The sequence below is a fragment of the Epilithonimonas hispanica genome, assembly GCF_003385395.1.
GTDB lineage: Bacteria > Bacteroidota > Bacteroidia > Flavobacteriales > Weeksellaceae > Epilithonimonas > Epilithonimonas hispanica.
Window position 1 is genome coordinate 1 of record NZ_QNUG01000018.1, and the last position, 12,272, is coordinate 12,272.

General features: G+C 37.2%; 8 protein-coding genes and 1 pseudogene. 5 read left to right on the forward strand and 4 right to left on the reverse strand.

Annotated features, from left to right (window positions below; all coding sequences use genetic code 11):
• Positions 1 to 582: 582 nt before the first annotated feature.
• From DRF58_RS09840 to DRF58_RS09855, 4 genes are all read right to left on the reverse strand, one after another.
• Positions 583 to 2,628 carry a heavy metal translocating P-type ATPase gene (locus tag DRF58_RS09840; protein WP_116035067.1) on the reverse strand — a complete coding sequence of 682 codons (2,046 nt, stop codon included), beginning with the start codon at positions 2,626 to 2,628 and terminating at the stop codon, positions 583 to 585.
• An 18-nt stretch (positions 2,629 to 2,646) separates the two neighbouring features.
• Positions 2,647 to 3,903, reverse strand: coding sequence for an efflux RND transporter periplasmic adaptor subunit (locus DRF58_RS09845; RefSeq protein ID WP_116035069.1), 1,257 nt, complete (start codon positions 3,901 to 3,903; stop codon positions 2,647 to 2,649).
• Between the two features lies 1 nt (position 3,904).
• The gene (locus DRF58_RS09850) at positions 3,905 to 8,269 is read right to left on the reverse strand and encodes a CusA/CzcA family heavy metal efflux RND transporter (RefSeq protein WP_116035070.1); all 4,365 of its coding nucleotides are present in this window, start codon (positions 8,267 to 8,269) and stop codon (positions 3,905 to 3,907) included.
• Positions 8,270 to 8,398: 129 nt separating this feature from the next.
• Entirely contained in the window at positions 8,399 to 8,716 is a 318-nt protein-coding gene (locus tag DRF58_RS09855; RefSeq protein ID WP_379883777.1) for a DUF6660 family protein, read from the reverse strand.
• A gap of 143 nt (positions 8,717 to 8,859) precedes the next feature.
• Between DRF58_RS09855 and DRF58_RS09860 the strand changes: the two genes are divergently transcribed.
• The 5 genes and pseudogenes from DRF58_RS09860 (at position 8,860) to arsB (ending at position 11,950) form a co-directional block, all read left to right on the forward strand.
• Complete coding sequence (locus DRF58_RS09860) at positions 8,860 to 9,186, forward strand: ArsR/SmtB family transcription factor (RefSeq protein ID WP_116035178.1); 327 nt, start codon at positions 8,860 to 8,862, stop codon at positions 9,184 to 9,186.
• Positions 9,187 to 9,241: 55 nt separating this feature from the next.
• The gene (locus DRF58_RS09865) at positions 9,242 to 9,715 is read left to right on the forward strand and encodes a DUF6428 family protein (protein ID WP_116035074.1); all 474 of its coding nucleotides are present in this window, start codon (positions 9,242 to 9,244) and stop codon (positions 9,713 to 9,715) included.
• Positions 9,716 to 9,743: 28 nt separating this feature from the next.
• Positions 9,744 to 10,517, forward strand: a complete 774-nt coding sequence (locus DRF58_RS09870) for a metallophosphoesterase family protein (RefSeq protein ID WP_116035075.1) — start codon at positions 9,744 to 9,746, stop codon at positions 10,515 to 10,517.
• A 20-nt stretch (positions 10,518 to 10,537) separates the two neighbouring features.
• Positions 10,538 to 10,915: pseudogene (gene gcvH, locus DRF58_RS09875) on the forward strand (glycine cleavage system protein GcvH).
• Between the two features lie 3 nt (positions 10,916 to 10,918).
• The gene (arsB, locus tag DRF58_RS09880; protein ID WP_116035077.1) at positions 10,919 to 11,950 is read left to right on the forward strand and encodes an ACR3 family arsenite efflux transporter; all 1,032 of its coding nucleotides are present in this window, start codon (positions 10,919 to 10,921) and stop codon (positions 11,948 to 11,950) included.
• The last annotated feature ends 322 nt before the right edge of the window (positions 11,951 to 12,272 follow it).

Here is a 12,272-nt window from a genome sequence, read left to right on the forward strand (position 1 = left end):
ATAATGATTGGCATCATTTGGTTTCCCTACCACTTCTAAAGTCGCTTCCGGATTTTGGGTATTGATGCCGACCTGACCTTGGATTGATACTACTATTAACATGAATAGAAGATGACTCAATTTTTTCATTAGTATTTTGATTAAAAATTCTGTGACAAAATTGGGCGTTAAAACCTTCTAAAACAATAGTATTCAAAGGGTTTTGGCTAAATAAGAATAATCTGGATTAGTTTGGAAACTTAAGAAGATTAAAAAAGAATAAAAAAGATTAATCTGGAATATTCGCTCAAGATAAGAACAATGTAAAAAATGTTGATTAAAAATTCTTCCTTTATAAGAGTAATTTAATAATTCTTTATTAAACAATAAACTACTTAAATTTTGGAAGTATGGAACTAATAGAAATAATATAGTTAAGCAAATTAAATAAAGGATTGCACTATCAATGATTTATACTTAAAGCGAAAGGACGTTAGTTTTAACCTAACGTCCTTTTTGCCTGTAAAAAAATATTTCTGCAACTTACAATTTACTCGCGGTTACATCTAATCTCTCTGGATATAATTTCGAAGAAAATATTTACTAAAATTTCATCCTCTGGATTCTGACAGCATTTAATATAGCTAATAAAGCAACGCCTACGTCTGCAAAAACTGCTTCCCACATTGTGGCTAATCCACCAGCTCCCAAAACCAATACAATAGCTTTCACAGCAAAAGCAAGAAAAATATTTTGCCAAACAATCTTCCGGGTTTGCTTTCCAATATTGATTGCCATCGGTATTTTGCTTGGCTTATCGTCTTGAATGACTACATCTGCGGTCTCAATGGTTGCATCACTTCCTAATCCGCCCATTGCAATACCTACGTCGCTCAGGGCAACAACCGGAGCGTCATTGACGCCGTCTCCAACAAAGGCAACTGTTTCGTTGTGTGATTTGATCTCTTTAACTTTGTTGACTTTATCTTCCGGTAGCAAGTCGCCAAAGGCGTTAGTTATTCCCAGTTGATCTGCAACAAATTGTACAACAGTGCTCTTGTCTCCGCTTAACATCGTTGTTTTTACACCCAAGGCTTTAAGTTTATCAATGCTCAGCTGTGCATCGGCTTTTATACTGTCTGCAATAGTAATGTAGCCTGCAAATTTTCCGTCATATGCGATTGCAATTATTGTATAAACGATCTGCTTAGGGTCAAGATCATATTTGATATTGAATTTATCCATCAATTTAAAATTTCCCACAAGCAAATCTTTTCCGTTGATACTGGCTTTCAATCCGTGCCCAGCAATTTCTTCTGTATTTTCTAATTGTATAGAATGGTCGATTTCGCCGACATATTGATGGATTGCCGTAGCGACCGGATGGGTACTTTTGCTTTCTAAAGCATTTACCATCTTCAGAATTTCATCTTTATTAAATTCAGATTTTAAAGTAACTTCCTGAACTTTAAAGACGCCCTCGGTCATTGTTCCGGTCTTGTCCATTACCACATTTTTAATATTGGCGATAATGTCTAAAAAATTACTTCCTTTAAACAGTATACCGTTCTTTGAAGCTGCGCCAATTCCGCCGAAATAACCTAGAGGAATGCTAATAACCAAAGCGCAAGGACAAGAGATAACCAAGAACACTAATGCTCTGTAAAGCCAGTCACGGAAAACATAATTTTCCACGAACAGATATGGTAGTAGGCATATCAGTATTGCGAGTCCGACGACAATGGGTGTATAAATCCTTGCGAATTTTCGAATAAAAAGTTCGGTAGGTGCCTTCTGAGCCGTCGCATTTTGTACTAATTCCAGAATTTTGCTCAACTTACTGTCTTCGTAAGCAGTTGTCACTTTTACCTGAGCAATAGTCTGCAGATTGATCATTCCAGCAAGCACGCTCTCACCTTTGTTTTTGGTATCAGGCTTACTCTCACCAGTTAATGCAGCGGTATTGAACGATGCGGATTCACTTACCAACTCTCCGTCCAGAGCCAGCTTCTCTCCTGATTTTAGCTGTACAATATCCCCAATTTTCGCCTGTTTAGCAGGGATGGTCTTTGATTGGTTACCTTCCAGAATGGTCACTTCATCAGGACGCTGATCCAACAATGCTTTGATATTATTCTTTGCTCTCGAAACAGCAAGTGTCTGGAAAACCTCTCCTACACTGTAGAATAACATAACAGCAACCCCTTCCGGATATTCTCCGATTGCAAATGCGCCTATAGTAGCAATGCCCATTAGAAAAAATTCCGAAAAAACGTCACCTTTGGCAATGCTTTCATACGCTTCTTTTAGAACGGGTAGACCCACAGGCAAATAAGCCACCGCATACCATACGATCCGTACCCAGCCTTTAAACCACTCCTGCGGAAAAAAGTTATCCAGTACGATCCCTATCAAAAGTATAACCAGAGAAACAATTGCTGGTAAAAACATTTGAAATGTATTTTTCTCACCATCGTTATGGTCGTGTCCATCATCGTCACTGTGCGTTTCAGATTTATTATTCTCTGTAGAGCAGCAGCTATCGTTATTAAGCAATTTTTTGGCACCTGCGTCTTTGAAAATTTTGCCTTCCTGCGCTGTACAACAAAGCTGGTTTCCTTCCTCGTCGTAAATATGTTTGTGTTCCATTACAGTTATTTTAAAAATTTAATCTTCGTGTTCACCTGAATTACTCAGTTTAGCATTGACAAAAAATGCGCCTTTTACTACTATTTCAGCATTTGCCGGAATTTCATTGACAGCTGTAATCGCCGTGTAACCCATATCAGAAGAACCTTTCACAACTTCTATCTTTTCGAAATTAGTCATTTTTTCTTCTTTGTTAGATATTTTCTTTTCATTTAAATGTTCATCTTCTCCCTCTTCTTGATGCTCTTCAGCCTTTTTATCTGTTTTGATAAAAATGAAATATTTGCTGTCCGCTTCTACAATAGCTTCATTGGGAACCGCAGGCGTAGTACTTTTATCGAGACTTACGATTCCTGTGATATTCATTCCGTCGATCAATCCTGATTTGTTTCCCGTTACAGAACAGTGTACCGAGATTGTTTTGCTGTCGTTTTCAAAGGATGAACCAATGCTGTAGATTTTGGCATCGTACTCGGTTTCAGGATTATTTGTTAATTTAAAATGAACGATTTGTCCCACTTTCACTTTTGGTAGATCCTTTTCAAAAACCTGCAAATCAAGATGCAGGGAACCATTATCTATAATTTCCGCAACGGGCGATGAGATGTCAACGTAACTTCCAATTTGTGAGGAAATAGTACTTATCGTTCCACTGATTGGTGATGTGATAACTAAACCGGATCGCAAATTTCCATTATTGACATTGGCGGGATTGATGCCCATAATCTGAAGCTGTCTCTGCAAAGATGATCTTTGTGTTCTGAGGGTTTTCAGTTCAGCATCTGAACTCTGAAGGTTCTTCTTTGCGCCGGCATCATTATCAAATAATTCCTTTTGTCTCCTGTATTCTTGTTCTGCAAATGCAATCCTGCTTTTCACGGTCAGGTATTGCTCTTGCAACTGAATGTATTCCGGATTTGATATGGAGGCAATTACCTGTCCTTTTCTTACAAAATCCCCGATCTGTACATTCAAAGTTTTAATAATCCCACCATACATTGATGTGACGGTCGCTTTATTATTATTGGGAACTCTAAGTGCTCCATTGGCTTTGATGGTAGAAGTCAATTCCTTCATCTCAATCTTTCCTAGATTGATGCCAACCGCTTTAATCTGTTCTTCAGACAGGCTTGCTATGGTCTGTGGAACCTCATCACCGTGTTCTTCTGCCTGCTCAGTTTTGATTTCGCTTTCCGATTCTGTGTTGGCCTCTTTCTTTCCACAGCTCATAAGAATAACAAAAACGAAAGCAGTATAGATGATATTTTTTTTCATATTATTTATTGATTAAAGAGTTAATGATGACTACAGACTGATTGACCTGTTGAATGGATTCCAGATACTTTAGCTGAATATTGGTTGCAGTCTGCAGAGCGAAAAGATATTCGACGTAGGAGATTTCTCCGGTTTTGTAACCGAGCTGACCTGCTTTTACAATTTTTTCTGCATTTGGAATAGCCTGACCTACATAATATTCATATTGCTGTACATCCTGCTTATATTGCTCTAAGGCATTCTCAAGTTGAACCGTCAATTGCCTTTGCTGGAGTTTTGCGTTCGATTCTGCCATTTGCCTCTGATAATCCAAAGACTGGATTCTCGCTTTCGTCGCTCCAAAAGTCAAAGGAATTGAAATTCCAAGATTGGCAATGTGAAATCGGTTTCCTGCATCAAAATATTTTTCCTGCCCATTGAGTGTATGAAAACCTATGATCGACTGGTTCGTGTAACCCAAACTGAACTCAGGTAAGCCCTGCGATCGCTCTACGTTTTTATTTTTCTCGGCAATTTCCATTTCCTGGTAGAATGCTTTGACGGTTGGATGATTGGCAATTGTAGTGCTGTCCAGAACATACTCCGCTTTCATAGGCTCATAATTTTCTTTAAACAAAACCTTTATATCATCGTCTGTATTTAATAGTGCTTTCAGATTTTTGTATGCATTATCAAGATAAATTTTATTCTGATTTAGCAATAGACCGATCTCCCCTTTCTGAGTTTCTGCTGTACTGATTTCAATTTTTTTGATGTCACCTGCATTGAATCTGACAGTGGCTATCCTGATAAAATCCTGATAAAGGCTGTCGAGCTTCATCAGTTTGGTCTGGTTGTAGTGCAGATATTCAATCTGGTAAAAATAAGTTCTGACCTGCCTTGCAACTTCGTTGGCGGTGATGTCTTTACTGATCTGTTTAGCTTTAATCTCTTCTGCAATCAGGTCTTTTCTGGCTTTAAACAAAGTCGGAAATGGGATGCTCTGCGAAATGGAAAACGACTGATCGAACTTCGGACTGTTGTATTGACCTAACTGTGCATTGAAATTCATTTTTGGAAGTTCATTAGCGGTCGGTTTCAAGGCCTCGGAAACTTTAATATCCAATTCTTTCGTTTTTATTGAATAACTATTGCTCAATGCCATTTCTGTAGCCTGTTCCACAGAAAGTGTTTTTGTTGTTTGAGCATTCAATGTTTGTCCGACAAGTAGAAATCCTAACACGATAATTGTTGTCAAAGATTTCATCTTCATATTTTTAATTCTGAAGTTACTGTTGAAAATGATGTAAAGAATCGGTAGAACAAATAGCGTTAGAAACGTCGCAGTGATCAAGCCACCTATTACCACCGTTGCCAAAGGTTTCTGAACTTCTGCTCCAGCTCCTGTCGAAATTGCCATTGGAAGAAATCCTAATGAAGCCACTGTTGCGGTCATCAGAACTGGCCGAAGTCTAGTTTTAGTACCTTCTACGACACGTTTCATAAGATTTGTTTCGCCCTCTTTTTCCAGCTGATTAAATGTTCCTATGAGGACAATTCCGTTGAGAACAGCAACGCCAAACAATGCGATAAAACCTATTCCGGCACTGATACTGAATGGCATATCTCTGATCAATAAAGCGAAGATCCCGCCGATGGCACTCATTGGAATGGCCGTGAAAATCAATGCAGCCTGTTTGAAAGAGCGGAATGTAAAATACAGTAAGAAAAAAATCAGAAGTAAAGACACAGGAACAGCAATCAGCAGTCTCTTGCTTGCAGCCTGCAGATTCTCAAACTGTCCGCCGTAGGTGAAATAATATCCTGAGGGCAGCTTTATTTGTTGTTCAAGTCTGCTTTGAATATCATCGACTACACTTTCTACATCCCGACCTTTGACATTAAAACCTACAACTATTCTTCGTTTCCCTTCTTCTCGACTGATCTGTGCCGGGCCGAGTTTATAGCCGATATTAGCCACTTGAGAAAGTGGGATCTGGTTTCCTGTATTGGTGGATATCATCAGATTATTGACATCATCGATATTGGTTCGGTGAAGACTGTCGAGTCTGACTACCAGATCAAAACGTCTTTCGTTCTCAAAAACCTGACCAGCAGATTTTCCTGCAAAAGCTGTACTTAAAGTATTGTTAACATCCTCAATACTTAATCCATAGTTTGCCATTCTTGTACGGTCGTACTCTACATTGATCTGTGGCAGCCCGCTGATGCGTTCAATTTGTGGAGCAGTAACCCCATCAACAAATTGAATGACTTTGCCAACCTTATCTGCGTAAATTGCAAGGGAATCCAAATTTTCACCAAAGATTTTCACCGCCACATCCTGACGGATTCCAGTCATCAGCTCATTAAAGCGCATTTGTATAGGCTGGTTTTTCTCGAAAAATACACCGGGAATCAATTCTAGTTGTTCTGAAATTTCGTCCGCTAATTCATCATAAGATTTATCACTTTTCCATTCTTTTTGTGGCTTTAAAACAATGATCAGATCTGTAGCTTCAAAAGGCATTGGGTCGGTAGGTACTTCGGCAGCCCCTGTTTTTCCCACCACCATTTTTACCTCATCAAATTTTTTGATAATTCTAGAAGCCTGCATTGAAGTCTCAATGCTTTGCGACAGGGAGCTTCCTTGAGGCAAGATGCAATGAAAAGCAAAATCGCCTTCCTGTAACTGTGGGATAAATTCGCCACCCATTCGACTGAATAAAAATAGGCTCACTGCAAATAAAAGTACCGTAGCGGAAACAATTATACCCTTGATTTTGATAGCTCTTTTTAGTAATGGCTGATAGACACCCTGTAGTTTATTCATCAGCTTATCTGAAAAAGTTTCCTTTCGTGATATTTTTTTTGATAAAAATAATGCGCTCATCATCGGGATATAAGTCAGCGATAGGATCAAAGCTCCCAAAATAGCAAACCCTACTGTTTTTGCCATCGGTGTAAACATTTTCCCTTCAACACCGACCAAAGTTAAAATAGGAATGTAAACGATCAGAATGATGATCTCGCCAAATGCCGCACTATTTCTGATTTTTGAAGCAGAAAGAAAAACTTCTTCATCCATTTCAGTTTGCGTCAGTTTTTGAGTAGATTTCCGTAATCCTAAATGGTGAAGTGTTGCTTCCACAATGATGACAGCTCCATCGACAATCAATCCGAAGTCGATTGCGCCTAAACTCATCAAATTGGCACTGACCCCAAAAACATTCATCATCCCTAATGCAAAAAGGAGCGATAACGGAATCGCTGATGCAACGATCAATCCCGCTCTTAGATTTCCTAAAAATACGACCAAAACAAAAATAACAATCAATGCACCTTCAATCAGGTTCTTTTCCACTGTGCTGATTGCTCTTCCAACAAGATTTGTCCTGTCCAAAAATGGTTCTATTACAATATCATCCGGCAAAGATTTTTGGATCGTAGGAATTTTATCCTTAATCAGGTTTACAACTTCATTGCTGTTGGAGCCTTTTAGCATCATTACAATGCCGCCAACAGCATCTACATTACCATTGTATGTCATAGCTCCGTAACGAACTGCACTTCCAATACGAACATCAGCTACATCCTTAATGAAAATAGGGACATTTCCTTTGTCATTCTTGACTGCTATATTTTTAATATCCTCGAGAGAAGTTACGACACCTATGCCACGGATAAAATAGGCATTAGGCTTTTTATCAATGTAAGCCCCTCCTGTATTTTGATTATTCTTTTCTAATGCCGTAAAAAGTTCTGTAATGCTAACTCCCATCGCCCTGAGACGGTTGGGATCAACAGCCACTTCATATTGTTTCAGCTCTCCGCCAAAACTATTGACTTCCGCAACACCGGGAGTTCCGTTCAATTGCCTTCTTACGATCCAGTCCTGCATCGTTCTGAGCTCCTTAGATGAATATTTTTTTTCACTTCCTTTCTTCGGATGCAAAATATACTGATATACATCTCCTAAGCCAGTACTCACAGGTGCAAGTTCTGGTGTGCCAACACCTTTTGGAATTTCTTCTGAAGCTTCTTTTAATTTTTCGCTGATTAGTTGACGTGCAAAATAAACATCAACATTTTCCTGAAAAACAACAGTAATAACCGATAGTCCGAATCTTGAAATACTGCGGGTTTCTTCGATATCGGGAATATTGGTAATGCTCTGTTCAATTGGGAACGTAACCAACTGCTCTACTTCCTGTCCTGCCAACGTGGGACAAACAGTAATGATCTGAACCTGATTGTTGGTGATATCGGGCACAGCATCAATGGGCAATCGGTTTGCGCTCCATACACCCCATAGTATCAGTAACAAGGTCATTATTCCTATGACGATCTTGTTGTTGATGCTAAATTTTATGATTTTATCTAACATTTAATTTTAATTTTATTGAAATTGCTTACGAATTCAACGCAGCCACAAACTCCTGTAAAAAGTACAGTAATCGTAACCATTAAAGACACTGCTTTACGGCAAAGTCTTTAAAAAACTATCAAAAAAAAATTAAATCTTAGGAGGTTGCCAGATATGGTCATAAACCTGATAGGCAATGTTATTCTTATGAAAAAGAATTTTTTTGGAAAAATAGAATTTAACCTGCAAAGGAATTTCCAGCAAAGGTTCTACCTTAAAGGCGATAACACTTACATGGCTACAGTTGCACATGCAAAAAGGAGAACAAGTACCATCATTACTACCCGGCTGGGAATTCTCGGTACTTATGGAAATCTCGCTATGATGACCTACAACACGCTGCGTTTCAACATCACTGCAAGGAATGATAAGCAGTGCTACGAAATAGAATGTTAATAGAAGTCTCAAAATTTTCACTTTACAAAAGTATAAAATTTTTATTTATGTTTTACTTTTAGTAAAAACTATCTTACACGTCATTGAAGAAAAAAGATAAATTATTTTTTATATTTAATATAAATCGTAATATTGCAATATTTAATAACAAAATTATGGGAGCTACCAAAACAGAACATTTTACAGATAAACAAAATCAAATTGCAACTATTGCAAAAGCGTTAGGGCATCCTGCCAGAATAGCAATTATTGAGTATTTGATGAAAGTTAATGAGTGTATTTGTGGCGACATCGTGAATGAATTACCCTTAGCTCAACCTACCGTTTCCCAACATTTGAAAGAACTGAAAAACGCAGGGATTATAAAAGGTAACATTTCCGGAAACGCTATCTGTTATTGTATAGACGAAAAGACTATCGAAATTCTAAACACTTATTTTTCCGCAATAGTACAAAGTGTTACCAAATTAAAATGCTGTTAGCATTTTTTTATCAAAATATATCGCAATATTGCATTTAAACTATAAAGATTCAATTATGAAATTATCAGAAGTAAAACAAATTTTACCAACATTAGAAAATGTTGAATTCCAATTAGAGAATGGTGCTTTTGTTCCTGAACATTTTCACGTTACAGAAGTAGGAATGATTAACAAAAATTTTATTGATTGTGGCGGTGTCATCCGTTCAGAGAAGGTTGTGAATTTTCAGCTATGGAATGCGGACGATTTTGAACATCGTTTGAAGCCTAACAAGTTGCTCACCATTATCAAACTTTCTGAAGATAAATTAGGAATCGAGGATTTTGATATTGAAGTTGAATATCAAAGTGATACTATCGGGAAATATGATTTAGAATTTAACGGAGAAACATTTGTTTTAAAAAGCAAGACAACAGCTTGTTTAGCTCAGGACGCTTGCGGAATTCCGACAGAAAAAGAAAAGAAAAACTTATCTAACCTTAGCGCAAATAATGGCAATTCTTGCACACCAGGTGGCGGATGTTGTTAAAATAATATCAATAAAAAAATCAATAAAAATGAAAATTGCATTATTCAGTGACATTCACGCTAATCTCCCTGCATTAGAAGCATTCTTTGCAGATGTTGAAAAAAGAAATCCCGATAGCATTTATTGTTTGGGAGATTTAGTAGGTTACAATATTTGGCCAAACGAAGTGGTCAATGAAATCCGTAAAAGAAAAATACCAACTATTGCAGGCAACTACGATTTTGGCATTGGGAGAATGAGTAATGAATGTGGTTGTGCCTACAAAACAGACGCTGAGAAGGACAACGGAAATATTTCCATTTCTTTTACCAATTCTTTGATGAAAGATGAAGAACGTGCTTACTTGCGTACACTCCCCGCACATATAAAAGTAGAATTTCAATTGAACGAAGACAAACTAAACCTGCTTTTAGTACACGGTAGTCCAAGAAAAATTAACGAATATCTTTTTGAAGACCGTGAAGAAAAAAGTATGCTTCGTATTATGGAACAGGCCGATGCCGACATTATGTGTTTCGGACATACCCACAAGCCATATCACAGGGTTTTAAATTCGGGTATTGACGGACAAGATCATTTTCGTCACGCAGTAAATATCGGTTCCGTTGGGAAGCCGAAAGACAATGATATCAGAGGCGGTTACGTGATGTTGACAATTAATGAGAACAGTTCTGTTTTAGACAAAGAAAGCATCAGTGTGGAATTTATCCGCTTCGATTATGACTTTGAAAAGGCAGCAAAAGCAGTAGAAGACAGTCCGCTTCCGAATGAGTACGCAGAAAATCTAAGACGTGGTTATTAATCTTTAAAATCTAAAAAAAAATGGAACTTCCAAAAGATCTACATTATTCTAAAGAACACACTTGGGTGCGAATCGACAATAAAACTGCAACTGTCGGTATTACAGCATTTGCTCAAAAGGAATTGGGAGAAATCGTATATGTTGACTTACCGAATGTTAATCATAATTTCAAACAAGACGAAGTATTTGGTTCTGTAGAAGCAATTAAAACCGTCAGCGACCTATTTATGCCTCTTTCATGAAAAATTATTGAAACTAATGAGCAACTTTTAAAAGAGCCAACGCTTGTAAATTCTAATCCATTTGATAATGGCTGGATGGTGAAAATTGAAATTGAAGACCTAAGAGAAACTGAAAATTTATTAACAGCGGAAAAGTACGCTCAACTCAATAATTAGACGATGCAACCAAAACTAAAATTCCTCGACCGCTTTCTTACCCTATGGATTTTTTTAGCAATGCTTTTGGGCGTTGGGTTAGGATATTTCTTTCCTGATATTTCTACTGTCACAAATTCTTTGTCTGTTGGCACGACTAATATTCCCTTAGCAATAGGCTTGATTTTGATGATGTATCCACCTTTGGCAAAAGTGGATTATACTCTATTACCAATGGCTTTTAAAGACAAAAAAGTAATGTCGGTATCATTACTACTAAATTGGATTATCAGCCCTATTTTAATGTTTGTATTAGCTATCATTTTTCTACGGGATGAGCCAGACTATATGATTGGTCTAATTTTGATCGGTCTAGCAAGATGTATTGCAATGGTAATTGTATGGAACGATTTAGCAAAAGGTAATCGGGAGTACGCAGCTCTGCTGATCGCATTAAACAGTATTTTCCAATTGGTGTTTTATAGTTTTTATGTTTGGCTTTTCATAAATGTACTACCACAAAAACTAGGCTTAGGAAATTTTAACATTGCGGTACCAATGAAAGATGTTGCCGAGAGTGTATTCATTTATTTAGGAATTCCATTTATTGCAGGATTTTTGAGCCGTTACTTCCTGATTAAATTTAAAGGAAAAGAATGGTTCAATAGAAAATTCATTCCGGCTATTTCACCTGTAACATTGTACGCTTTGCTGTTTACTATAGTATTGATGTTCAGTTTGAAGGGAGATAAGATTTTAGAGTTACCAATGGACGTTGTTAAAGTAGCCATCCCGTTAGTTATTTACTTTGTTCTCACATTCTTCATCAGTTTTTTCATTAGTAAGGCCTTGAAAGTGCCTTATGACAAAAATGCATCTATCGCATTTACGGCAACAGGAAACAATTTTGAATTATCTATTGCTGTTTCTATAGCAGTTTTTGGCATCCATTCTTCACAAGCATTTGTAGGTGTAATCGGACCATTGGTGGAAGTCCCGGTATTAATTTTATTGGTTAGGGTTAGTATATGGTTAAAAAGAAAATATTATTCTTAAACAAAATATTAGCTGAAACATTAAAAAACAAGTTCCGCAGTTTTTTCCCCTTTTTGCAAAAAAGGCAAGATCGTCTTTGGATATAAAACTTGGAAAGTTTGTATATACAAAGACACATCTTGCCACAAAAAAGGGCTTATTTTTTAGAGCTCTGAAAAAATACTGCAAAAGCTTCATTCTCTTTATAATGTGGGATTTTTTTATTTAATGCTTTGGAAACAAAAAAGATACTGAGAGAAAAAGTTTTCGGGCTGTATCTATTTTACTCACCTTGTGGAATTGCGTGTAGTTATTTTACGCAGGTAAATTGAAAACCTGTATT